Below are 23,257 nucleotides of genomic sequence, written 5' to 3' on the forward strand. Positions count from 1 at the left end.
GGCGTCAGACGAGGCGCGAAGTTTCGACCGCGGCGCGCACGAAATCGGCGAAAAGCGGGTGGGGCGCGAAGGGTTTCGATTTGAGCTCGGGGTGGAACTGCACGCCGATGAACCAGGGATGGTCCTTCCATTCGACGATCTCGGGCAGGCGCCCGTCCGGGGACATGCCGGCAAAACGCAGGCCGTGCTCCTGGAGCTGCTTCATGTATTTTACATCGACCTCGTAGCGGTGGCGGTGGCGTTCCTCGATCGAGGTCGCCCCGTAGATCTCGGCGACCCTCGAGCCTTCCGCGAGCGTCGCGTCATAGGCGCCGAGGCGCATGGTCCCGCCCTTCGCGTCATCGACCTTGCGGCGGACCTTGGCGTTGCCCTGCACCCATTCCTTGAGGTGATAGACGACCGGCTCAAAGCGTTTGCGGCCATGTTCGTGATCGAACTCCTCCGACCCGGCGGTCGCGATCCCGGCGACGTTGCGCGCGGCCTCGATCACGGCCAGTTGCATGCCAAGGCAGATGCCGAGATAGGGGATTTGGCGCTCGCGCGCGAATTGCGCGGCCTTGATCTTGCCTTCGGTGCCGCGCTCGCCGAAGCCGCCGGGCACGAGGATGGCGTGGAACCCTTCGAGAAGCGGCGCGGGGTCCTCGGTGTCGAACACCTCGGCGTCGACCCATTCGACGTTGACCTTGACGCGGTTGGCCATGCCGCCATGGGTCAGCGCCTCCTTGATGGACTTGTAGGCGTCCTCGAGCTGGACGTATTTGCCGACGATTGCGACGTTGACGCTGCCTTCGGTGTTGTGGATTCGGTCGGCCACGTCCCGCCAGGTCGCGAGGTCGGGGCGCGGGGCCGGAGAGATCCGGAACGCGTCGAGCACCGCCTGGTCCAGCCCCTCGTGATGGTAGGCGAGCGGCGCCTCGTAGATCGATTTCAGGTCGTAGGCGGCGACCACCGCCTCCTTGCGCACGTTGCAGAAGAGCGCGATCTTCTCGCGTTCCTTGTCCGGGATCGGCTGTTCGGAACGGCAAACGAGGATGTCGGGCGCGATGCCGATCGACTGCAACTCCTTGACCGAGTGCTGGGTCGGCTTGGTCTTCAACTCACCGCTGGCCGCGAGATAGGGCAGCAGCGTCAGGTGCATGAAGATGCACTGGCCCTGCGGCAGGTCGTGGCTGAACTGGCGGATCGCCTCGAAGAAGGGCAGCCCCTCGATGTCGCCGACGGTGCCGCCGATCTCGCAAAGCATGAAGTCGACCTCGTCGTCGCCGATCTTCAGGAAATCCTTGATCTCGTTGGTGACGTGCGGGACCACCTGGATCGTCTTGCCGAGGTAGTCGCCGCGGCGTTCCTTTTCCAGCACGTTGGAATAGATGCGCCCCGAACTGACCGAGTCGGTCATCCGCGCGGGCACGCCGGTGAAGCGTTCGTAATGTCCGAGGTCGAGATCGGTTTCCGCGCCGTCGTCGGTGACGAAGACCTCGCCGTGTTCGAACGGGCTCATCGTGCCGGGATCGACGTTGAGATAGGGGTCGAGCTTGCGCAGGCGGACCGAGAAGCCGCGCGCCTGCAACAGCGCGCCGAGCGCGGCGGAGGCGAGCCCCTTGCCGAGGGAGGAAACGACGCCGCCGGTAATGAAGATATATCGGGCCATGTCTTAGGCGTCCCCCCGTGTCACTGGCGTTTTCAGCAAGCCCAAAAGCACTGTGGGCGGTCTGCGTCAAGCCGCGCCCCACGGGATTTAAGCCTATCAGGATTCGCCCTGCCTGTGCAACCGGCCCGCAACATGCTGTTGTTGGCCGGATGCATCACGCAAAGGCTGGTGTCAGTCTGCGGTCGGCGCCAGCGGCGCATCGTCGCCCGCCGCCGGCGGCAGGAGCGAACCGCCGCCATCGGGCAGGGCGGGCGCCTCCTGTTCGGCAGCCGCGGGGCCGGGGTCGTCCATGATCCGGTCGAGCACGGAACTGCCCGAGGCGTTCTGCGCCGCGATGATCGTCAGCGCGAGCGACGTGCAGATGAAGGCGACGGCCAGGATCCATGTGAGCTTGCCCATCGCGGTGCCGGCCGAACGCCCGGTCATCGCGCCGCCGCCGCCGCCGCCCATGCCGAGCCCGCCCCCCTCGGAGCGTTGCAGCAGCACGACGCCGATCAGCGACAGCGCCAGGAGAAGGTGGATGATGAGGACGACGTTTTCCATGAAGCGGCCTGCGATGCGAGATGTTGACGCGCTATCTATGCAATTCCACCCGCCCCCGCAACCCGGCAAGTTGAACAGCGGCGCAAGCGCCGCGTCGGCCGCCGACCGCTGCGGAGCGTCTTCTTGACAGCACCGGGCGGCTGACCCATGCTGCGCCGCGATACCGTCACGGACGTCCGGTGAAACGATGGCCGACCGACTGCTCAGGCGTATCGTCATGCAAGATTCCACCACCCTTTTCCGCAGCTTTCTCGACCAGCCCCGGATCGCGCCGGACGCGGTCGGGGCGTCCGACCTCGTCCTGATCGGCGCGCCGCATGGCACGCCCTATCCCGACCGCAACGAAGTGAGCTATGCCGTGGAGACGCTGAGCGCGGGCGCGCCGCAGGCGATCCGCGACGCGGCGAATGAATGCTCATCGAATATCGACCACTACGATTTCGATCTTGGCGGAACGCTGCTGGCCGACAGCGGGCGGCGGCTCGTCGATTGCGGCGATCTGGCGCTGACGCCGCAGGACGGCCCGGCCAACCGCGCGGCGATCCAAGAGGCGACGGACGCCATTCTGGGGCGCGGCGGCACGCCCTTCCTGCTTGGCGGAGACGACAGTGTGCCGATTCCCTTCCTGGCGGCGTTCCGCGACCGGAGACCGGTCGATATTCTGCAGATCGACGCGCATATCGACTGGCGTGACAGCATCGGCGGCGAGCGGATGGGCTATTCCAGCACCATCCGGCGCGCGTCCGAGCATGATTTCGTGCGCTCTATCACGCAGGTCGGCATGCGCGGCGTCGGCAGCGCCCGCGCGGCCGAGGTCGACGCCGCGCGGGACTGGGGCGCGCGGCTTGTCACCGTGGGCGAGACGCGGGAACTCGGGCCGCGGGGGATCGCCGCACTCATCCCCGAGGGTGGGAACCTCGTGATCCAGATCGATTGCGACGCTTTCGACACCTCGGTCTGCCCGGCGGTCAACGCGCCCACGCCCGGCGGCTTCATGTTCGAGGAACTGGCGGCGCTCGTGCGCACGGTCATAGAGGCGCGCGGCCTCGCGGGATATTCCATCGTGGAGCTGGTCCCCGGAGAGGATCGCAACATGATTTCCGCCATCGCCGCGGCGCGCATCACCTGCAACGCCATCGGCGCGCTGGCGCGCCACGGACAATGACGACAAGCGAAGACAAAGGGAGACTTCGGATGACAAACGGCATCTATACGATCGCCATCACCGCGACACTGGCGTTGGGCGCAGCCCCCCTTGCCCAAGCGCAGGACACAATCCGGCTGGGTACCGAGGGCGCCTATCCGCCCTTCAACTTCATCAACGACGCCGGGGAGGTCGACGGGTTCGAGCGCGAACTGGGCGACGAGCTGTGCAAGCGGGCGGAACTGAGCTGTGTCTGGGTGACGAACGACTGGGATTCGATCATTCCCAACCTCGTTTCGGGCAATTACGACACGATCATGGCCGGCATGTCGATCACCGATGAACGCGACGCGGTCATCGACTTCACCCAGAACTACATCCCGCCTGTGACCTCGGCCTATGTCGCCACGGACCCGGACCTCGACCTGTCGGGCGCGGTCGTCACGGCGCAGGCCAACACCACGGAATCGGCCTATGTCGCCGAAACCGATTCGACGCTCATCGAATACGCCACCCCGGACGAGATGCTCTCGGCGCTGCGCAGCGGTGAGGCGGACGCGGTCTTCGCGGACAAAAAATACCTCGAACCCATCGTCGAGGACTCGGGCGGCGAACTGGTCTGGATCGGCGAGGACGTGCAGCTCGGGCGCGGCATCGGCATCGGCATCCGCGAAAGCGACCCCGAACTCCTCGCCACGTTCGACTCGGCCATCGGCGAGATGAAGGAGGACGGCTCGCTCAACGAATTGCTGACCAAGTGGTTCAAGGGAGAGGCCGACCTCTACTGATCCCTCGCGCGGCTGCGGCGATTTAGCGGTTTCACCCCGCGGCCCGCGCCGTTATACCGGCGCGGGTTTGACCAGAGTGCAAGAGGATCGTCATGGCCAACGTGGTAGTCGTGGGCGCCCAGTGGGGCGACGAGGGTAAGGGCAAGATCGTCGACTGGCTGAGCGAACGCTCGGACGTGATCGCGCGCTTCCAGGGCGGGCACAATGCGGGGCACACGCTGGTCATCGACGGCAAGGTCTACAAGCTGAACGCGCTGCCCTCGGGCGTGGTGCGCGGCGGCAAGCTCAGCGTGATCGGCAATGGCGTCGTGCTCGATCCGTGGCACCTGGTCGAGGAGATCGCCAAGATCCGCGAACAGGGGGTCGATATCAGCCCTGAGACCCTGATGATCGCGGAGAACACGCCGCTCATCCTGCCCATCCACGGTGAGCTTGACCGCGCCCGCGAGGAAGCGGCGAGCAAGGGCACGAAGATCGGCACCACCGGGCGCGGGATCGGCCCGGCCTACGAGGACAAGGTCGGGCGGCGCTCGGTCCGGGTGGCCGATCTCGGCGACGCGGCCACGCTCGAGGCGCGGGTCGATCGCGCGCTTCAGCACCATGATCCGCTGCGCAAGGGTCTGGGGATCGAGCCCATCGACCGCGACGCGCTGATCGCGCAGTTGCAGGAGATCGCGCCGGAGATCCTGCAATACGCCGCCCCCGTCTGGAAGGTGCTAGGCGACAAGCGCAAGGCGGGCAAGCGCATCCTGTTTGAGGGCGCGCAGGGCGCGCTTCTGGACATCGATTTCGGCACCTATCCCTTTGTCACGTCCTCGAACGTGATCGCGGGGCAGGCGGCGACGGGCGTGGGCGTCGGCCCCGGCGCGATCAACTACGTGCTCGGCATCGTGAAGGCCTACACCACCCGCGTTGGCGAAGGTCCGTTTCCGACCGAGCTCGACGATGAGAACGGCCAGCGCCTCGGCGAGCGGGGGCGCGAATTCGGCACCGTCACCGGGCGGCAGCGGCGCTGCGGCTGGTTCGACGCGGCCCTCGTGCGCCAGACCTGCGCGACGAGCGGCGTCAAGGGCATCGCGCTGACCAAGCTCGACGTGCTCGACGGGTTCGAGACGCTGCGCATCTGCACCGGCTACGAGCTTGACGGCGAGCGGCTCGACTACCTGCCGACGGCCGCCGAACAACAGGCGCGCTGCACCCCCGTCTACGAGGACATGCCCGGCTGGAGCGAATCGACCGAAGGCGCGCGCCGCTGGGTCGACCTGCCGGCCAACGCGATCAAGTATGTCCGCCGCGTGGAGGAGCTGATCGACTGCCCGGTCGCGATGCTGTCCACTTCGCCCGAACGCGAGGACACCATCCTCGTCACCGACCCGTTCGCCGACTGATGGCGCTGAGCTACAAAGCGCGGCGCCGCTGGTCGCTGGTGATCCTGCTGATCGGGTTGCCAGCCTATGTCGTGATCGCGGTCACGGTCGTGGACTGGCTCGACCGGCCGTCCTTCTGGGTGGAACTGCTGATCTACGTGACTCTCGGGTTCCTGTGGATGCTGCCATTCCGCTTCGTCTTTCTCGGCGTGGGCAAGGCCGACCCGGATGCGACACCCCCCGAGGACGGTCCCGGACGAGAGGGCTGATTTCGGGTATTTCACCCGAGAGAAAGCGCAGCTCCGCTGCTTCTTCTTGCCTGGAATATCCCTGCCGGAGGTATGAAAAGCCTGTTCCGTGGGGCGCCGCCGGAGTGGCGCGCGTGTTTTGCGTTTGTCAGCCGGCGGCGCATCTGACATCCTCGCAAGATCGGATCCGCAACCCGACCGGGGGATGACGTTTCATGCGCACGCTTCTCGCCGCGCCCGTCCGCAGCCTGGCGTGGCTCGGCTTCTTCGCCGCGATACTGGCCGCGTGGTGGGTGATGTATGTCATGGCGATGGACATGGATCTCGACCTGCTGGGCCGTCCCGGCGCCGAAGGCGCGCGCATGGCGGCGATGGATCCGCGGATGCCGATGGACATGCCAATGGCGCGCTTCGCGCCGCTTTTCGCGATGTGGGCGATCATGATGGCGGCGATGATGCTGCCGACGCTGGTGCCGACGCTGCGCAGCTACGAAGACCTCATGGCTTCCGCCGACGGCACGCGCGCCGGATGGCTGGGGGTGCTGGCGGGCTATTCCATCGTCTGGGTCGGGTTCGCCGCGCTCATCACGCTGGCGCAACTGGCGCTGCTTTACGGCGGCGTGGTGGATATGCTGGGCATCGCGCGCTCGTCCCTCGTGGCGGGCGGGCTGCTGATCGTCGTGGGCGCGTTCCAGTTCAGCCGCGTGAAGGAGGCCTGCCACGGCGTCTGCCACAGCCCGATGACCTATTTCCTCGGCCACTGGCGCAGCGGCGCCGCGGGCGGGTTGAGCATGGGGCTTGGCCTTGGCGCGTTCTGCGTCGGCTGCTGCTGGGGGTTCATGGCGCTGGGATTCGTCGGCGGGGTGATGAACCTGGCCTGGATGGGGCTTGCGACGCTGTTCATGGTGCTCGAAAAGCTGCCGCAGATCGGGCGGCGGGTGACGCGGCCGATGGGTGTGCTATTGATTTTGGGCGGGGGGGCCGTCCTGGCCGCGTCGCTGATGAGCGGAGGATAAGACATGGCGGATGCGGAAACGGGCCCCGAGTGGGCGCTCAAGGGGGAGCTGTTCCTCAACTGTTCATGCGAGGTGTTCTGCCCCTGCGTGGTGAGCCTCGGCGCGCATCCCCCGACCGAAGGGCACTGCCACGCCTGGATGGCGATCGCGATCGACGAGGGCCATTACGAGGGCGAGGATCTGGGCGGGCTCAACGTCGGCATCCTCGCCGATATTCCCGGACGCATGGGCGAGGGCGGCTGGAAGGTCGCGCTCTATGTCGACGAGGGCGCGAACGACGCCGCCCATGACGGCATCTGCCAGATTTTTTCGGGCAAGGCGGGCGGAACCACGGGCCTCTTCACCATGCTCGTCTCCGAGATCATCGGGGTCGAGCGTCAGCCGGTCGTGATCGAGCGCGAGGGCAGGCGGCGCAGCATCCGGATCGGCCGCCGCATCCAGGGCGAGATCGAGATGCTCGAGGGCGCCAACCCCGATGAGCCCGTGACCATGACCAACACGCGCTACTGGATGGGGCCGGACGTGATCGCGGCCCGCGGGCTCAAGAGCCGGGTGCGCGATTATGGCCGGGTTTGGGATTTCGGCGGCAAATCGGCCGAGATCTGCCCCATCGACTGGGGCAGCAGGCCGGCGCGATGATCGTCTCGCCCTCCTATTGCGCGATGATGGCGCGGTACAACATGTGGCAGAACGCGTCGCTGATGGCGGCGGCGGACACGCTGGACGACGCGGCGCGCTTGGCGGATCGCGGCGCGTTCTTCGGCGGGATCATGGGCACGTTCAGCCATCTCCTCTGGGCCGACCGGCTGTGGATGTCGCGGGTGGACGGCTGGGACGCGCCCGAGGGCGGCATCGCGGAGAGCGCGGCGCTCTGCACGGACTGGGCGGCGTTCGAGGACGCGCGCGACGCGGCCGACCGGCGCATCCTCGGCTGGGCCGGGCGGCTCGACATTGAGGCGCTGAGCGGCGAGCTGACCTGGCATTCGCGCGCCGCCGGGCGGGAGGTAAGCCTGCCGACGTGGCAATGCGTCGCGCATTTCTTCAACCACCAGACCCACCACCGCGGGCAGATCCACGCGATGCTGACGGCGGCGGGGGCGCGGCCGGGCGACACCGACCTCGTGTTCATGCCCGAGGATGTCGGACTGTGAGCGCGCGTCTCGCGCCATCGCGCCGTCTGCGGCGCACGCCGTTCTCGGACGGGGTCGAGGCGGCGGGCGTGAGCGCCTATACCGTCTACAACCGGATGCTGCTGCCTGCCGCCTTCGAAAGCGTCGAGGCCGATTACCGTCACCTGAAGGATCACGTGCAGCTTTGGGACGTGTCCGCGGAGCGGCAGGTCGAACTGCGCGGGCCGGGGGCGGTGCAGCTGCTCAAGGTCCTGACGCCGCGCGACCTGTCGAAGCTTCGGCTAAACCGCGGGCTTTATATCCCGGTGGTGGATGCGGATGGCGGGATGCTCAACGATCCGGTGCTGTTGCAGGTCGATGCGGATGCGTTCTGGGTCTCGATCGCCGACAGCGACCTTTTGCTGTGGATCAAGGGGCTGGCGATCGCGCACGGATTCGACCTGACGGTGAGCGAACCCGACGTGTCGCCGCTCGCGGTGCAGGGTCCGAAGGCCGAGGCGCTGATGGCCCGGGTCTTTGGCGACGCGGTCTGCGACCTTCGGTTCTTCGGCGCGGGACGGTTCAGGTTCCGCGACCACGATTTCGTCGTGACGCGGTCGGGCTATTCCAAGCAGGGCGGCTTCGAGATCTATGTCGAGGGTCACGCGCGCGGGATGCCGCTCTGGGAGGCGCTGATGGAGGCGGGCGCGGACCTCGAGGTGCGCGCGGGCTGCCCGAACCTGATCGAGAGGATCGAGGGCGGGTTGCTCAGCTACGGCAACGACATGACGACCGCGAACTCGCCGCTGGAATGCGGGCTCGACCGGTATGTGGACGCAGGCCGGCTGGATCACTGCATCGGCGGCGCCGCGCTTGCGGCCCAACGCGAGACCGGCCCCGCGCGGCGCATCCGGCCCATCGCGATCGAGGCCGACAGCCTGCCGCCCTGCGACCGCGCCTGGCCGCTCTACGTGGGGGCGGCGCATGTGGGACAGATCACATCGGCGGCGATATCGCCCGATTTCGGCGGCGGCGTCGCCATCGGCATGGTGTCGCGCGGTCACTGGGACGCAGGCGCTGAATTCGAGGTCGAAACGCAAGCCGGGCGGTATCGCGCCGTGATCCGGGACGGGTTCTGGGCCTGACGGTCGGAATTCGGATATCCATGAAACACTGAAAGACAAGGGAGCACGACATGTTCAACGCACTTGTGGTCGAGAAGGACGAGGAAAGCGGCAAGACATCCGCATCCGTGCAGCAGATCGGCGAGGACCGGCTACCCGAGGGCGAGGTGACGGTCGCGGTGGAATACTCGACGGTGAACTACAAGGACGGGCTTTGCATCGGACCCGGAGGCGGACTGGTGCGCAAATACCCGCATGTGCCGGGAATCGATTTCGCCGGCACGGTGGAGGCGTCGGATGACGATCGCTACAAACCCGGCGACAAGGTGGTGCTGACCGGCTGGCGCGTGGGCGAGGCCCATTGGGGCGGCTACGCGCAGAAGGCGCGGGTCAAGGCCGACTGGCTGGTGCCGCTGCCCGATGGGCTCGATACGCGCCAGGCGATGGCGGTGGGAACCGCCGGGTTCACCGCGATGCTGGCGGTTATGGCGCTCGAGGATCACGGGTTGAAATCGGGGCCGGTCCTGGTCACCGGAGCGGCCGGCGGCGTCGGATCCGTCGCGACGGCGATCCTCGCCGGTCTCGGCCACGAGGTGGCCGCGGTGACCGGCCGCCCCGAACAGGAGAACTACCTGCGCGGCCTCGGCGCAAGCGAGATCGTGGCGCGCGAAGAGCTGACCGAGGTGACGAGGAAGCCGCTGGAAAGCGAACGTTGGGGCGGCTGCGTCGACGCGGTTGCGGGGGCGATGCTGGGCCGGGTGCTCAAGCAGATGGAATACGGCGCATCCGTGGCCGCCATCGGGCTGGCCGGCGGGCCGGCGATCGAGGGCGCGCTGATCACGCCCTTCATCCTGCGTGGGGTCAACCTGCTGGGCATCGATTCGGTCATGCAGCCCTATGACAGCCGTGTGCGCGCGTGGGGCCGGATCGCCGAGGACCTGCCGATGGAGAAGCTCGAGACGATGGTGCAGCCCGCGACGCTGTCGGACCTGCCGCAGCTCGGGGCGGATATCCTCAAGGGTCGGGTCAAGGGCCGCGTGGTGGTCGATGTGAACGCCTGACGGACGCTTCAGGGCGACAAGGGCGGACCCCGGCGCGCGGTGCCGGGGTTTTTTCATGCGCGGCGCGGGAAATCGTGGGACGACCGAGTCGCGCGCCGGGCCGAAGCAGCGGGATTCGGGGCCGTCACGGGGAATCACGGACGAATCACGCGGCCGTGAGTCGGGATTCGCGCCCTGGTTTCTGCATCGGCGGGGGAGAATCCGGCGCCAGGCGGATCATAAGAGGGGCGTTCCGGAAATATTCGGGAAATCATGGGAAGAATTTCTGCTCCTAAGTGAGCACCATATATGGTGTGGTTGACGCCGTGCTCCGCTAAGTTGTGCGTTTTCCCTCTCTCTCACACCCCCACTATGTTGTTTTTTGGCCACTCCAAGAACAACATCCTGTAGGTTGGCGGATAGATTTTTGTTGCGTGCCATGAATTCCCATGTCATCCCTTTACCTACAGATGAAGACGGGAGCGAGGGGCGCTAAACGACCCCGAAAACAAAAAAACCTTAGGCAGGTTCATACAGGCACCCACCTTCATCCGACACGAAGAGATCCGGCGCGCGGGCGAGCAGACATCCCCCCAGGTGGCGCGCGCAGTCGGACACCCCGCGACACGCGGGACGAGGGCGGCGGGTTGATCGGTGGCAGCAGATCAACTCGCCGTTTCGTGTCTAAAGGGTCCGATTCTGCGGGCCCGCGACTTTCGCGAGGGGGCAGGACGAGGGGCCGCAAGACGTGGCACGCAGGTTCAGAGGCGAAAGCCATCACAAGGTGGATGGCAAGGGCAGGGTGTCCATCCCGGCCTCGTTTCGCCGCGTGCTGGAGGCGTCCGATCCGAACTGGACCGATGGGCTGAACCCCGAACTGGTCATCGTCTACGGCGATCATCGTCGCAACTACCTTGAATGCTACACGATCGAAGCCATCGAGGAGGTCGACGAGAAGATCGACGCCCTGCCGCGCGGCTCGATGGAACGCAAGATGCTCCAGCGGCTGTTTCACGGGCAGTCATTTCCGACCAACGTGGACGAAACCGGCCGTCTCGTGCTGCCGGCCAAGCTGCGCGCCAAGATCGGGCTCGAGGGCGAGGCGTTCTTCATCGCCGCGGGCGACACGTTCCAGATCTGGAAGCCCGAGACCTACGAAACGACCGAGGCGGCGCGCACCGAGGAGTGGCTCGAGGAGTTGCCCGAGGATTTCGATCCGCTCATCTTCCTGGACAACGCCAGGGGGGAGTGAGTGATGGCCGCCGCTGCCCCGACCCCACCCGATGATCCGCATGTCCCCGTTCTGATCGACGCCCTGATCGCCGCCGTCGCGCCGGTGAGGGGCAGGTGGCTTGACGGCACGCTCGGGGCGGGGGGCTATGCGCGCGCCCTGCTCGAAGCGGGGGCGGAGAAGGTCATCGGCATGGATCGCGACCCGCTCGCGATCGAGATGGCCGAGGACTGGGCGCAGGCATATGGCGAGCGGATCGAACTGGCGCAGGGCGTGTTTTCCAGCATGGATTCGGTTGCGACCGACCTTGACGGCGTCGTGCTCGACCTCGGGGTGAGCTCGATGCAGCTCGACCAGGCGCGGCGGGGATTCTCCTTCCTGCGCGACGGCCCCCTCGACATGCGGATGAGCCAGGAAGGCCCGACCGCCGCCGAGCTCGTCAATTCCGCGGAGGAGGGCGAGTTGGCCGATATCCTCTATCTTTACGGCGAGGAGCGCGCGAGCCGCCGCATCGCGCGCGCCATCGCGCGCAAGCGCGCCCAGGTTCCCATCGTCAGCACCCTGCAACTGGCCGAGATCGTCGAGGGCTGCCTGCCGCGCGCCAAGCCCGGACAGGCGCATCCCGCGACCCGCAGCTTCCAGGCGATCCGCATAGCGGTGAACGACGAATACGGTGAGCTGATCGGCGGGCTAGAGGCGGCGGAGCGCGCGCTGAAACCCGGCGGGCGCCTCGCGGTGGTCACCTTCCATTCGATCGAGGACCGCATGGTCAAGAGGTTCTTCCAGTCGCGTTCGGGCGGCGGCGGCGGCAGCCGCCACGCCCCGGAAATCGAAGCCGGCCCGGCGCAGGTCACGCAGGAAAACCGCAAGGCGATCCGCCCGGACGCGGATGAGCTGGCGCGCAACCCGCGCGCCCGTTCCGCGCGCCTGCGGGTGGGCACGCGCACGGATGCGGCCCCCGGCGTCACGGATCGCAAGGCATTGGGAATGCCGCAACCGGGGGGAGGGCGCTGATGCGCGGTTTCCTTTATGTCATGAGCGCGCTCGCGGTGATCGCGCTGGCCTACTGGGCCTACCACGAGAATTACCGCACCCAGCACGCGCAGGCCAAGGCCGAGGCGCTCGAGAACCGGATCGCGCTGGCGCGGCAGCGGTTGCGGGTGCTGAACGCGGAATGGGCCTATCTCAACCGCCCGGACCGGCTGCGCGAGCTGGCCGAGATCAACTTCGGCCGTCTCCGGCTGATGCCGCTTCAGCCCTACCAGTTCGGGCGGATCGACCAGGTCGCCTATCCCCCGGTCGAGACGCCGATGGTGTTCAACAATCCCGTCGAGGTCTCGGAACAGCCGGAGGAGCAGCCCTGATGATCCGCACCCCGCTGCGCCCGCTGGCGCGTATCCTGTCGGCCCGCGACAAGGGCGAGAACCCCGACGCCATCGAGCGTGAGAACATCCGCCTGCGTCACGAGGAAATGCGCGACCGCGCGCGCCGCCGCGCCGAGGGGCGGCTGCTCGTGCTGGGCGCGCTTTTCTTCTGCGCCTTCGCCGTGATCGGCGGGCGCATGGGCGTGCTCGCGCAATCCGAACCGGCCGAGCCGCGCACCAGCGCCGCCGGCGCCGACATTCTTGCGCAGCGGGCCGATATCGTGGACCGGCACGGACGCGTTCTGGCGACGAATTTCGACACCCACAGCCTTTACGCCCAGCCCCAGCAGATGATCGAGCCGGAAAAGGCGGCCCGCGAGATCAAGAAGATCTTTCCCGATCTCGATGAGGCGCGCCTGCTGCGCGATTTCACCGGCAAGCGCAAGTTCCTGTGGGTGAAGAAGAAAATCAGCCCCGAGCAGAAACAGGCCGTGCATGACATCGGCGAACCGGGCTTGCTGTTCGGGCCGCGCGAGATGCGGCTTTACCCCAATGGCAGTCTCGCCGCGCATGTGCTGGGCGGCGCCGGTTTCGGACGCGAAGGCGTGCACGCCGCCGAGGTAATCGGCGTCGCGGGAATCGAGAAATTCTACGACGAGCGCCTGCGCGACCCCGCGCAGGGGGCGAAACCGCTGGTGCTGTCGCTCGACCTGACCATCCAGGCGGCGATCGAGCGGGTGCTTTATGGCGGCATGACGATCATGAACGCCAAGGGCGCGGCCGCAGTGCTGATGGACGTGCATACGGGCGAGGTGATCTCGATCGCCTCGCTGCCGGATTTCGACCCCAACGACCGGCCCCGCCCACTGACCAGCGGCGACGCCGCCGACAGCCCGCTGTTCAACCGCGCGGTGCAGGGGGTTTACGAGCTCGGCTCGGTCTTCAAGATATTCGCCATCACGCAGGCGATGGAACTGGGACTCGTGAGCGAGAACACGATCATCGACACTTCGGGCCCGATGAAGGTCGGCGGCTTTCCGATCGGCGAATTCCGCAACAAGAATTACGGCCCCCTCACCACGTCGGACATCATCGTCAAGAGCTCGAACCGCGGCACCGGGCGGATCGCGCTTCAGATCGGGCCGAAGCGGCAGCAGGAATTCCTGAAATCGCTCGGCTTTTTCGAGCCGACCCCGCTCGAGATCATCGAGGCGGCGGGCGGCCAGCCGCTGTTGCCGAAACGCTGGACCGATCTCTCGACGGTGACGATTTCCTATGGTCACGGGCTGTCCACGAGCCCGCTGCACCTCGCCGCGGGCTATGCCGCCATCGCCAATGGCGGGCGCCTGGTCGAGCCGACCCTGCTGCGCCGGGGCGCGCAGGCCGGCCCGCGCGTGATGTCCGAGCAGACCGCCGCCGCCGCGCGCCGCATGCTGCGCCGCGTGGTGTCCAGCGGCACCGCCAGCCTCGGCGAGGTGCCGGGCTACGACGTCGGCGGCAAGACCGGCACGGCGGACAAGCCGAAACCGCGCGGCGGCTATTACGAGGACAAGGTGATCGCGACCTTCGCGTCGATGTTCCCGGCGCACGACCCGGCATATGTCCTCGTCGTCACGTTGGATGAGCCGGTCGAGACCTCGGGCGACAAGCCGCGCCGCACCGCCGGCTGGACGGCCGTTCCCGTGGCCGCCGAGATCATCACCCGCGTCGCCCCCCTTCTCGGGCTGCGCCCCGAGATTGAACCCGCTGCGCTGGCTGATATAACGCTGACATCGAACCAGGACGATTGAGCGTTGCGCGCGCCGGCGATTCCGCGCAAAAGCGCCCGCATCCGGCGCGTGCGCGGGCCGGGACGGCTCACGGCGCGGACAGGCGCGACAGATGACAACGGGCGGGATGGCCGGGCATGACGGCTGAGCAGGTCAAGACACTGGGAGAACTGGGCCTGACGGCGCAGGGAGGCGCGCAGGCGCGCGTCACCGGCCTTGCCGTGGACAGCCGCGAGGTGCGCGAGGGCGCGCTGTTCGCCGCGCTTCCCGGCACGCGCGTGCATGGCGGGGAATACATCCAGTATGCGCTGCGCATGGGCGCGGCGGCGATCCTGACCGACACGCGCGGCGCGCGCATCGCGGCCGAGGAACTGGCCCATGCCGACGCGGCGCTGATCGTGGCGCAGGATCCGCGCCAGACGCTCGCCTACGCCGCCGCGCTCTGGTTCGGCGCGCAGCCCGAGGTGATGGTCGCCGTGACCGGGACCAACGGCAAGACCTCGGTGGCGAGCTTCACCCGCCAGATCTGGGCCGAACTCGGCCATCCGGCGATCAACCTCGGCACGACCGGGGTGGAGGGCGACTTCACCGCTCCGCTGGCCCACACCACGCCCGAGCCGATCACGCTGCACCGCGTGCTGGCCGAAGCGGCGCAGGCCGGCGTCACCCATGCGGCGATGGAGGCGTCCTCGCACGGGCTGGCGCAGCGGCGGCTGGACGGGGTGCGCCTCGCGGCGGCGGCGTTCAGCAACTTCACGCAGGATCACCTCGACTACCACGAGACGTTCCAGGAGTATTTCGACGCCAAGGCCGGCCTGTTCGACCGGGTGCTGCCCGAGGACGGCGTGGCGGTCATCAACATCGACGATCCGCGCGGCGTCGAAATGGCGGCGATCGCCCATGACCGCGGCCAGGACGTGATCACCGCGGGCCGCGACGAGAACGCCGATCTGCACCTGTCCGCGCAGCGCTTCGAGGCGACGGGCCAGACCATGCGATTTAGCTGGACCGGGCAGCATCACCAGGTGGCGCTGCCGCTTATCGGCGGCTTCCAGGGCGAGAACGTGCTGCTCGCCGCCGGGCTGGCGATCGGCGCGGGCGCGGCGCCCGAGCGCGTGTTCGAGGCGCTGCCGCAGATGCGCACGGTGCGCGGGCGCATGGAGCTTGCGGCGACGCGCGGCAACGGGGCGGCGGTGTTCGTCGACTACGCCCACACGCCGGGCGCGGTCGAAACCGCGATTCGCGCGCTGCGCCCGCATGTCATGGGCCGGCTCATCGCCATCGTCGGCGCGGGCGGGGATCGCGACACGGCCAAGCGTCCCTTGATGGGGCGCGCGGCGGCGGAGAACGCCGACCTCGTCATCGTCACCGACGACAACCCGCGCAGCGAGGATCCGGCTTTGATCCGCGCCGCGGTCATGCAGGGATGCCCCGACGCGACCGAAGTAGGCGACCGCGCAGAGGCGATTCTGCGCGGGGTCGACGCGCTCGGCCCTGGAGATGCGCTTCTGATCCTCGGCAAGGGGCACGAGACCGGCCAGACCGTCGGGCAGGACGTTCTGCCCTTTGACGACGCCGAACAGGCCAGCGTCGCGGTGAGCGCGCTGGACGGGGGCGTCGCGTGACCCTCTGGAGCGCCGCCGACGCCGCCGCCGCGACCGGCGGGCGGGCGCAGGGCGACTGGAACGCGGAGGGGGTTTCCATCGACACGCGCAGCTTGCGCCCCGGTGATCTTTTCGTTGCGCTTCAGGCGGCGCGGGACGGGCATGATTTTGTCGCGCAGGCGCTCGAGAAGGGCGCCGCGGCGGCTTTGGTCAGCCGCATCCCCGAGGGCGTGGCGCCGGATGCGCCGCTGCTCATCGTCGCGGACGTGCTCGGGGCGCTTGAGGCGCTTGGCCGTGCGGCACGGGCGCGCACGGACGCGCGCGTCATCGCCGTCACCGGCTCGGTCGGCAAGACCTCGACCAAGGAGATGCTGCGCACGGTGCTCGCCGCGCAAGGCAGCACCCACGCCGCCGAGGCGAGCTACAACAACCACTGGGGCGTGCCGCTCACCCTGGCGCGGATGCCGGTGGAGACGCGGTTCGCGGTGATCGAGATCGGCATGAATCACCCCGGAGAGATCGCCCCGCTCAGCCGCATGGCGCGCCCCCACGTGGCGCTTATCACCACCGTCGCGGCTGCGCATCTCGAGGCGTTCGACGACATAGGCGGGATCGCCCGCGAGAAGGCCGCGATCTTCGAGGGGCTGGAGCCGGGCGGTGCCGCCATCGTCAACGCCGATCTGGACACAACGCCGATCCTGCGGGACGCCGCCGAAGCAAAGGGGGCGGAGGTCGTGACCTTCGGCGCGAAGAGCGACCAGTATCGCCTCGTTTCCGCAAGGCTGAGCGATGATCGCACCATCGTGCAGGCCGATTTGCGCAATACTCCCGTCACCTTCAAGATCAACAGCGCAGGAAGACATTTCGCGATGAACGGCCTTGCCGTGCTGGCCGCGGTCGAGGCGCTGGGCGCCGATCCCGGCGTCGCCGCGCCTGACCTCGCCCGCTGGGCGCCGCCCGCGGGGCGCGGCACGCGCGAGACGATCCAGCTTGACCCCGGCGAGGAAAGCTGGACCTTCGATCTCATCGACGATGCGTTCAACGCCAATCCGACCTCGATGGAGGCCGCGCTCGAGGTGCTGGCCGCCAGCTCGCCGAACAACGGCGTGGGCCGCGTGGCGCGCGGGCGGCGGATCGCGATCCTCGGCGACATGCTGGAGCTTGGCCCGAACGAGACGGAGCTGCACCGCGCGCTCGCCGGGTCTGAGCATGTCGCGGCGCTGTCGCTGGTGCATTGCGTCGGCCCACGGATGCGCGCGCTCTTTGACGCGCTCCCCGAAGAAAAGCGCGGCCAATGGGCCGAGACCGCAGAGGCGCTGGCGCCGCGCCTGCCGGGCATGATAGACGCGGGCGACGTGATCCTGGTGAAAGGGTCCAAGGGCAGCAAGGTCAGCCTGATCGTGGACGCCCTGCGCAAACCGGGATGGGGCCACCGTCCGCATACGAGGGAAGACTGAATGCTGTATTGGCTGACCGCCCTGTCGGACGGCGGGGATTTCTTCAACCTTTTCAGGTATATCACCTTTCGCACCGGCGGGGCGTTCCTGACCGCGCTGATCTTCGGTTTCCTGTTCGGTCCGCCGTTGATCGGCGTGTTGCGCCGCCGTCAGGGCAAGGGGCAGCCCATTCGCGAGGACGGCCCCGAGGGACATGTCGTCAAGGCCGGCACCCCGACGATGGGTGGATTGCTGATCGTCGGCGCGCTTCTCACCTCGACGCTGCTCTGGGCGCGGCTCGACAACCCGTTCGTGTGGCTGGTGCTGTTCGTGACCGTCTCGTTCGGGCTGATCGGCTTTGCGGACGATTACGCGAAGGTGTCGCGGCAGAACGTATCCGGCGTGCCGGGCAAGCTGCGGCTCGGGCTCGGGTTCATCATCGCGGGCGTCGCGGCCTACTGGGCGACGATGTATCACCCCGAAGCACTGCAGAACCAGTTGGCGCTGCCGATCTTCAAGAACACGCTGATCAATCTCGGGGTGTTCTTCGTGCCCTTCGCGACCATTGTGATCGTGGGCGCGGCGAATGCGGTCAACCTCACCGACGGGCTCGACGGTCTTGCGATCATGCCGGTGATGATCGCCGCCGGAACGCTGGGCGTGATCGCCTACGCGGTGGGGCGCGTCGACTTTACCGAATATCTCGACGTGCATTACGTGCCCGGGACGGGCGAGATACTTGTCTTCGTCGCCGGGCTGATCGGCGGCGGGCTGGGCTTCCTGTGGTACAACGCGCCGCCTGCGGCCGTGTTCATGGGCGACACGGGATCGCTCGCGCTGGGGGGCGCGCTGGGCGCGATCGCGGTCGCCACCAAGCACGAGATCGTGCTGGCGATCGTCGGCGGGCTCTTCGTGGTCGAGGCGCTGAGCGTGATCATCCAGGTGCTCTACTTCAAGCGCACGGGCAAGCGCGTGTTCCTGATGGCGCCGATTCATCACCATTACGAGAAGAAGGGCTGGGCCGAGCCGCAGATCGTCATCCGCTTCTGGATCATCTCGCTGATCCTCGCCATGATCGGGCTGGCGACGTTGAAGGTGCGCTGAGGGGCGGCTCATCCGCCCGGATAGGCGTCTTCGCATGAGGGCAGGGGCCCGAACCAACCGCGCGCGTTGTATCGCCCGGGCGGGTGTAATAGGACTGCCGGAGGGGAACCGAAACTGACGAAAGGTCCTGAACCATGCTGATCCTGCGCCTCTCCAAAGCCGCGATGGTGCTGGCCGTCGCGCTCTTCGCGTCGCTCGTCGCGTTCGGGAACATCACCGATTACGGGTCGAACTTCGCCTTCGTCAAACACGTGCTGCTGATGGACACGATCTTTCCGGATGCGACGATCAAGTATCGCGCGATCGAAGCCCCCTGGATGCACCACGCCGCCTATATCTTCATCATCGCGCTGGAGACTCTGACCGCGATCCTGTGCTGGATCGGCGGCTTCCGCCTGATCGCGGCGCGCGCGCTGCCCCGGCGAGAGTTCCACGAGGCCAAGGGCTGGGCCATCGCCGGGCTGACCCTTGGCTTTCTGACGTGGCAGGTCGGGTTCATGTCGATCGGCGGCGAATGGTTCGGCATGTGGATGTCGGAGACATGGAACGGCGTGCCGGATGCGTTCCGCTTCTTCATCACGATCATCGCGGTGCTGATCTACCTCGTGACGCCGGACGGGGAACCCGTCTGAGCGGCCGGGCGCGGGGGGCGCGGCGGTGATCCCGGTCAGCGGATTCGACGGCGCGCGCGTCGCGGTTCTCGGCCTCGGGCGTTCGGGCCTTTCGTCGGCGCGCGCGCTGCGCGCGGGCGGGGCCGACGTGATCTGTTGGGACGACAGCCCACTGGCGCGCGCCGCCGCGGAGGCCGAGGATTTCGCGCTGGCCGATCTCGGCCGCGACGGCGCGCTCGACGGCGTGGCGCGGCTGATCGTCAGCCCCGGCATCCCGCATCTTTATCCCGCACCGAACCGGGTCGTCGCGGCGGCCTACGTGGCGGGCGTCCCCGTGGACAACGATATCGGCCTGTTCTTCCGCTCCTTCGCGACCGCCGGCTGGGCGGCGTTCGATCAGCCGCCGCGCGTCATCGCCGTCACCGGCTCGAACGGCAAATCGACGACCTCCGCGCTCATTCATCACATCCTTTGCGAGTCGGGCCGCGACGCGCAGCTTGCCGGCAATATCGGGCGCGGCGTGCTCGACATCGACCCGCCGCGGGACGGCGGCGCGGTGGTGCTGGAGCTTTCCAGCTACCAGACCGAACTGGCCCGCGCGCTGACCCCCGACATCGCCGTCTTCACCAACCTCAGCGCCGATCACCTCGACCGGCACGCGGGGCTTGGCGGGTATTTCGCGGCCAAGCGGCGTCTGTTCGCCGAGGGTGGGCCAGACCGCGCGGTGATCGGCGTGGACGAGGCCGAGGGGCGGTTCCTCGCCAACCAACTCTCCGAGGCGCCGGCGGATGATCGGGTGATCCGCGTTTCCTCGGGGGCAAAGCTCACCGGGCCGGGCTGGCAGGTCTTCGCGCGCAAGGGGTTCCTGGCCGAATACCGCAAGGGACGGCAGGCGGGCAGCATCGATCTGCGCCCCATTCGCGGCCTGCCCGGCGCCCATAACCACCAGAACGCCTGCGCCGCCTACGCCGCCTGCCGCGCGATGGGCCTCGCGCCGCGTGTAATCGAGGGCGCGATGCACAGCTTTCCGGGCCTGCCGCACCGCAGTCAGATCGTCGCGGAGGCGGGCGGCGTCGCCTTCGTCAACGACAGCAAGGCGACCAACGTGGACAGCGCGTTGAAGGCGTTGCTGGCGTTCGATCGGGTGCGCTGGATCTGCGGCGGGCTGGAGAAGGAAGGCGGGCTCGCCGCGCTGAAACCCGGCCTTGCGAACGTTCTCAAGGCCTATGTCATCGGGCGCGAGGCGGAGGGTTTCGCGCTGCAACTCGACGGCGTGGAGGCCGAGGTCTGCACCACGATGGAGCGCGCGGTCGCGCGCGCGCATGAAGAGGCGCAGGCGGGCGAGACGGTGCTGCTCGCCCCCGCCGCGGCGAGCTTTGATCAATACGACAATTTCGAGCAACGCGGCGATGATTTCGCCGCCCGCGTGCGCGCCGCGATCGGCTCTGGCCAATAGCGACGCGCTGCGCTATCTGCTGGCCCGAAAGCGAGAGGGCCCATGTCGGACAGCACGCCATTCCAGAAACCCGGCCCGGTCGAATCCGACCTGCGCGGCGCGATCTCTGGCACCGAGGAGATCATCGAGGAAGCGCGCGCCGGCCGGATGTTCATCCTCGTCGATCACGAGGACCGCGAGAACGAGGGCGACCTCGTCATCCCGGCTGAATTCGCCGACGCCGCCGCGATCAACTTCATGGCGCGGCACGGGCGGGGCCTGATCTGCCTGCCGCTCACGGCCGAACGCATCGATCAGCTCGGCCTGCCGATGATGGCGGTGCACAATTCCTCGCGCCACGAAACCGCGTTCACCGTCAGCATCGAGGCGCGTGAGGGGGTGACCACCGGCATTTCCGCCGCCGACCGCGCGCTGACCGTCGCCACCGCGATCAACGATCAGAACACCGCCAGTTCCATCGCCACGCCGGGCCATGTCTTTCCCTTGCGCGCGCGCAACGGCGGGGTGCTGGTCCGCGCGGGCCATACCGAGGCTGCGGTCGATATCTCGCGCCTCGCCGGGCTGCATCCCTCCGCCGTGATCTGCGAGATCATGAAGGAGGACGGCACGATGGCCCGTCTGCCCGACCTGATCGAGATGGCCGCCGAGCACGGGCTGAAGATCGGCACCATCAGCGATCTGATCGCCTACCGGCACAAGCACGACAACCTCGTGCGTGAAACCCGGCGCGAGACGGTCGAGGCGCATATCGGCGGCGCGTGGCAGATGCGCATCTTTACCGACCAGATCAGCGGCACGGAACATATCGTGCTGACCAAGGGCGACGTGACCGACGGCGCGCCGGTGCTGGCGCGGGCGCATTCTCTCAACGCGCTCGAGGATGCGCTGGGGATCGGCGGGCTGCCGGGGGGCAAGCTGCCCAGCGCCATGCGCATCATCGCCGAGGAGGGACGCGGCGCGGTTTTTCTCTTCCGCCAACCCCGGCCCAAGCTCTCGGGCGAGATCGACGACGAAGGCCCGCGCACGATCAAGCAGACCGGGCTGGGCGCGCAGATCATGTCGACGATGGGCCTGCACGAATTGATCCTGCTGACCGACAGCCCCGATACGCGCTACCTTGGCCTTGACGCCTACGGAATCTCGATCAAGGGCACGCGCCCGCTCAGCGAAGGATAGGATCATGGCCGACACCGAATACAGCCTGCCGCGCGCGGAGTTCGACAAGCCGGTGAAACTGCTGATCGCGCTCGCCCCCTTCTACCGCGACATCGCCGACAACCTGCTCGCCGGCGCACGCGCCGAAGCCGACGCGACCGGCGCGACATGCGAGGTGATCGAGGTGCCCGGCGCGCTGGAACTGCCCGCCGCCATCGGCATCGCGCATCGCCTGAGCAATTTCGACGGCTACGTCGCGCTTGGCTGCGTGATCCGGGGCGAAACGACCCATTACGACACCGTCTGCAACGATTCGAGCCGCGGGCTCACCCTGCTGGGGCTCCAGGGGCTGTGCATCGGCAACGGCATCCTCACGGTCGAGAACCGCGAGCAGGCCGAGGTCCGCGCCGATCCCGCGCGCATGAACAAGGGGGCGGGGGCCGCCGCCGCCGCGCTGCACCTTGTTGCGCTGACCCGGCGGTGGGGCGCGCCGCGCAAGGGCGTGGGCTTTCTCCCGGACGCCGAGGAATTGCGCATCGCCGGCACGTCCAAGGGGGCGCCCAAGGCATGACCGACCCCGCGCAACCGATCTCGGGCAACAAGAAACGGCTGATGCGCTCGGCCGCGCGGCTTTACGCCGTGCAGGCGCTTTTTCAGATGGAGCATTCGGACCACGACGCCGATTCGGTCTATGCCGAGTTTCTCGATCACCGCTTCGGCGCGGAACTGGACGAGGAGTCCGACATGGTCGAGGGCGACGTTGACCTCTTCCGCACCCTGCTTGACAAGGCGGTGGACGAACAGCGCACCATCGACCGGATGACCGACCGCGCGCTGGTCGCGAAATGGCCGATCGACCGGATCGACCCGACGCTGCGCGCGCTGTTTCGCGCCGCCGGGGCGGAACTCGTCGCTACGGATGCCCCGCCGCGCGTGGTCATTTCCGAATTCGTAGACATCGCCCGCAGCTTCTATCCCGAGGGGCGCGAGCCGAAATTCGTGAACGCCGTGCTCGATCACATGGCGCGCGAGGCCCGCCCCGAGGCGTTCTAAGCGACCCCCGCGTCGGCTGTTTGTCGCGTATCGGCTTGAGACTGCGCGCGCGACCATTATATCGATAGACAGACGCCAAAGCAGAGGTCACTCATGCCCAAGCTCATCCGCCTGTATATCACCCACGCCGCGATCGGATTCGGGATCGCCGCCGTTTTCGTCGTGATGCTCTTGTGGTTCGATATCGCCGGGCTGTGGCGTCTGATCAGCACGTCGGACCAGGGCTGGCTTGCGCTTCTGGTGCTGTGGGTCGCGAACGGGATCGTCTTTGCCGGCGTGCAGTTCGCCATCGCGGTGATGCGCATGAAGGGCGACGACGACGATGACGGCCCCGGCGGCGGCCTGCGCCAGCACGTCATGCGCCCGCAGCCCGCGCTGATCCCGGTGCGGGTCGAGGCGGGCGGGTCGCGCCGCGACTTTACGCGCAACCGCTAGGCGTCCGCGCCC

At 67.8% G+C, this 23,257-nt stretch carries 24 protein-coding genes; 22 read left to right on the plus strand and 2 right to left on the minus strand.

Annotation, left to right across the window (positions count from 1 at the left end):
• Window positions 1-4: 4 nt before the first annotated feature.
• Both D6850_RS08020 and secG read right to left on the minus strand, forming a co-directional pair.
• A complete protein-coding gene (locus tag D6850_RS08020) occupies window positions 5-1,648 on the minus strand; it encodes a CTP synthase (RefSeq protein WP_121165658.1) in 1,644 nt (547 codons plus the stop codon).
• A gap of 171 nt (window positions 1,649-1,819) precedes the next feature.
• A complete protein-coding gene (secG, locus tag D6850_RS08025) occupies window positions 1,820-2,191 on the minus strand; it encodes a preprotein translocase subunit SecG (protein WP_121165660.1) in 372 nt (123 codons plus the stop codon).
• 217 nt (window positions 2,192-2,408) lie between these two features.
• Between secG and D6850_RS08030 the strand changes: the two genes are divergently transcribed.
• The 22 genes from D6850_RS08030 to D6850_RS08135 all read left to right on the plus strand — a co-directional run bounded on the left by D6850_RS08030 (window position 2,409) and on the right by D6850_RS08135 (window position 23,245).
• Window positions 2,409-3,356 (plus strand): arginase family protein, encoded by a 948-nt coding sequence (locus D6850_RS08030; protein WP_166434021.1) that lies wholly within the window; start codon window positions 2,409-2,411, stop codon window positions 3,354-3,356.
• A gap of 29 nt (window positions 3,357-3,385) precedes the next feature.
• Window positions 3,386-4,123, plus strand: a complete 738-nt coding sequence (locus tag D6850_RS08035; RefSeq protein ID WP_121165664.1) for a transporter substrate-binding domain-containing protein — start codon at window positions 3,386-3,388, stop codon at window positions 4,121-4,123.
• Window positions 4,124-4,215: 92 nt separating this feature from the next.
• On the plus strand, window positions 4,216-5,511 hold the full coding sequence (locus D6850_RS08040; protein WP_121165666.1) for an adenylosuccinate synthase: 1,296 nt from the start codon (window positions 4,216-4,218) through the stop codon (window positions 5,509-5,511).
• Window positions 5,511-5,759 (plus strand): DUF2842 domain-containing protein, encoded by a 249-nt coding sequence (locus D6850_RS08045; protein ID WP_121165668.1) that lies wholly within the window; start codon window positions 5,511-5,513, stop codon window positions 5,757-5,759. The genes D6850_RS08040 and D6850_RS08045 overlap by 1 nt, the downstream gene beginning before the upstream one ends.
• A gap of 194 nt (window positions 5,760-5,953) precedes the next feature.
• On the plus strand, window positions 5,954-6,754 hold the full coding sequence (locus tag D6850_RS08050) for a DUF2182 domain-containing protein (RefSeq protein WP_121165670.1): 801 nt from the start codon (window positions 5,954-5,956) through the stop codon (window positions 6,752-6,754).
• Between the two features lie 3 nt (window positions 6,755-6,757).
• Complete coding sequence (locus D6850_RS08055; RefSeq protein WP_121165672.1) at window positions 6,758-7,393, plus strand: DUF1326 domain-containing protein; 636 nt, start codon at window positions 6,758-6,760, stop codon at window positions 7,391-7,393.
• On the plus strand, window positions 7,390-7,905 hold the full coding sequence (locus D6850_RS08060; protein WP_245964133.1) for a DinB family protein: 516 nt from the start codon (window positions 7,390-7,392) through the stop codon (window positions 7,903-7,905). The genes D6850_RS08055 and D6850_RS08060 overlap by 4 nt, the downstream gene beginning before the upstream one ends.
• A complete protein-coding gene (locus D6850_RS08065; protein ID WP_166434014.1) occupies window positions 7,902-9,008 on the plus strand; it encodes a dimethylsulfoniopropionate demethylase in 1,107 nt (368 codons plus the stop codon). Before D6850_RS08060 ends, D6850_RS08065 begins: the two co-directional genes overlap by 4 nt.
• 50 nt (window positions 9,009-9,058) lie before the next feature.
• Window positions 9,059-10,048, plus strand: coding sequence for an acryloyl-CoA reductase (gene acuI / locus D6850_RS08070; protein WP_121165676.1), 990 nt, complete (start codon window positions 9,059-9,061; stop codon window positions 10,046-10,048).
• 727 nt (window positions 10,049-10,775) lie between these two features.
• Complete coding sequence (gene mraZ / locus D6850_RS08075; protein ID WP_121165678.1) at window positions 10,776-11,279, plus strand: division/cell wall cluster transcriptional repressor MraZ; 504 nt, start codon at window positions 10,776-10,778, stop codon at window positions 11,277-11,279.
• Window positions 11,280-11,282: 3 nt separating this feature from the next.
• On the plus strand, window positions 11,283-12,272 hold the full coding sequence (rsmH, locus tag D6850_RS08080; protein ID WP_121165680.1) for a 16S rRNA (cytosine(1402)-N(4))-methyltransferase RsmH: 990 nt from the start codon (window positions 11,283-11,285) through the stop codon (window positions 12,270-12,272).
• Window positions 12,272-12,622, plus strand: a complete 351-nt coding sequence (gene ftsL / locus D6850_RS08085; RefSeq protein ID WP_206019230.1) for a cell division protein FtsL — start codon at window positions 12,272-12,274, stop codon at window positions 12,620-12,622. The genes rsmH and ftsL overlap by 1 nt, the downstream gene beginning before the upstream one ends.
• Window positions 12,622-14,412 carry a peptidoglycan D,D-transpeptidase FtsI family protein gene (locus tag D6850_RS08090; RefSeq protein ID WP_121165684.1) on the plus strand — a complete coding sequence of 597 codons (1,791 nt, stop codon included), beginning with the start codon at window positions 12,622-12,624 and terminating at the stop codon, window positions 14,410-14,412. The genes ftsL and D6850_RS08090 overlap by 1 nt, the downstream gene beginning before the upstream one ends.
• Before the next feature lie 116 nt (window positions 14,413-14,528).
• Window positions 14,529-16,016: a UDP-N-acetylmuramoyl-L-alanyl-D-glutamate--2,6-diaminopimelate ligase gene (locus D6850_RS08095; RefSeq protein WP_121165686.1), complete on the plus strand. Its 1,488-nt coding sequence runs from the start codon at window positions 14,529-14,531 to the stop codon at window positions 16,014-16,016.
• Complete coding sequence (locus tag D6850_RS08100) at window positions 16,013-17,452, plus strand: UDP-N-acetylmuramoylalanyl-D-glutamyl-2,6-diaminopimelate--D-alanyl-D-alanine ligase (RefSeq protein WP_121165688.1); 1,440 nt, start codon at window positions 16,013-16,015, stop codon at window positions 17,450-17,452. Before D6850_RS08095 ends, D6850_RS08100 begins: the two co-directional genes overlap by 4 nt.
• Window positions 17,453-18,535, plus strand: a complete 1,083-nt coding sequence (gene mraY, locus D6850_RS08105; RefSeq protein ID WP_121165690.1) for a phospho-N-acetylmuramoyl-pentapeptide-transferase — start codon at window positions 17,453-17,455, stop codon at window positions 18,533-18,535. It begins immediately after the preceding gene.
• Between the two features lie 134 nt (window positions 18,536-18,669).
• The gene (locus tag D6850_RS08110; RefSeq protein ID WP_245964134.1) at window positions 18,670-19,167 is read left to right on the plus strand and encodes a DUF2165 family protein; all 498 of its coding nucleotides are present in this window, start codon (window positions 18,670-18,672) and stop codon (window positions 19,165-19,167) included.
• 25 nt (window positions 19,168-19,192) lie between these two features.
• Window positions 19,193-20,602: a UDP-N-acetylmuramoyl-L-alanine--D-glutamate ligase gene (gene murD / locus D6850_RS08115; protein WP_121165692.1), complete on the plus strand. Its 1,410-nt coding sequence runs from the start codon at window positions 19,193-19,195 to the stop codon at window positions 20,600-20,602.
• 42 nt (window positions 20,603-20,644) lie between these two features.
• Window positions 20,645-21,778, plus strand: coding sequence for a 3,4-dihydroxy-2-butanone-4-phosphate synthase (gene ribB / locus D6850_RS08120; protein WP_121165694.1), 1,134 nt, complete (start codon window positions 20,645-20,647; stop codon window positions 21,776-21,778).
• Between the two features lie 4 nt (window positions 21,779-21,782).
• Window positions 21,783-22,328, plus strand: coding sequence for a 6,7-dimethyl-8-ribityllumazine synthase (locus tag D6850_RS08125; RefSeq protein ID WP_121165696.1), 546 nt, complete (start codon window positions 21,783-21,785; stop codon window positions 22,326-22,328).
• The gene (gene nusB, locus D6850_RS08130; RefSeq protein WP_121165698.1) at window positions 22,325-22,810 is read left to right on the plus strand and encodes a transcription antitermination factor NusB; all 486 of its coding nucleotides are present in this window, start codon (window positions 22,325-22,327) and stop codon (window positions 22,808-22,810) included. The genes D6850_RS08125 and nusB overlap by 4 nt, the downstream gene beginning before the upstream one ends.
• A 93-nt stretch (window positions 22,811-22,903) precedes the next feature.
• Entirely contained in the window at window positions 22,904-23,245 is a 342-nt protein-coding gene (locus tag D6850_RS08135; protein ID WP_121165700.1) for a hypothetical protein, read from the plus strand.
• Window positions 23,246-23,257 lie beyond the last annotated feature (12 nt).

This window comes from Roseovarius spongiae, from assembly GCF_003651245.1.
Lineage (GTDB): Bacteria > Pseudomonadota > Alphaproteobacteria > Rhodobacterales > Rhodobacteraceae > Roseovarius > Roseovarius spongiae.